Genomic DNA, 642 nt, shown 5'->3' on the forward strand with positions numbered 1-642 from the left:
AATACTGACGTCTTGCCAGGGGTCGGGGACGGGCAGGGGACCAGGGGGACCAAGGGGACCAGGGATGGGGGACAAGAATCACGCGCGCGGGGCGGGCAGGGGAGTCTCAGGCGGGGCCGGCGGCGCTCGCCGCGGTGAAGGCGCGGCCGAGCCCGGCGATCACCTCGCGGAGTTCGGGCGGCTCGACGACCGCGAAGGGCAGTTCGAGCCGGCCCAGGTAGACGGCGAGATCGTGGAGGGTGTTCGATCCGGTCTCGACGAGACAGTGCTGCGCGTCGATCGGCGTGACGAGCCCGGCGGGCGGCTCGAGCCGTTGCAGCAGCTCGGCCTGCGAGACGTCGAAGCGGATGCGGGCGCGCACCGGCCAGCTCGCTGAGCCGATGCCCCGGAGCACGTGCGCCGCGGCGCCGCCCTCCGGCGGCTCCCGGGGAACGAAGCGCCGCGCCGTGGGCGCACCCGGTTCCACGCGGTCGGCGCGGAAGCTGCGCCAGTCCTCGCGGTCGAGATCCCAGGCGAGCAGGTACCAGCGGCGACCGGTGAAGACGAGTCCGTGCGGTTCGACGAGGCGGTCCGTCGCGGTGCCGTCGGCGGCGCGATAGGCGAACCGCAGGCGTTCGTGGTCGCGGGCGGCGGCGGCGATCG

The 642-nt window shown here is 74.5% G+C and carries 1 protein-coding gene; it reads right to left on the reverse strand.

The window, feature by feature from the left end:
* Window positions 1-106: 106 nt before the first annotated feature.
* Window positions 107-642 (reverse strand): helix-turn-helix transcriptional regulator (locus IEY71_RS05725; protein WP_189084296.1); only part of this gene is annotated, 536 nt, incomplete at its 5' end.

It is taken from the genome of Agromyces mediolanus (assembly GCF_014648575.1).
In the GTDB taxonomy this organism is placed as follows: domain Bacteria; phylum Actinomycetota; class Actinomycetes; order Actinomycetales; family Microbacteriaceae; genus Agromyces; species Agromyces mediolanus.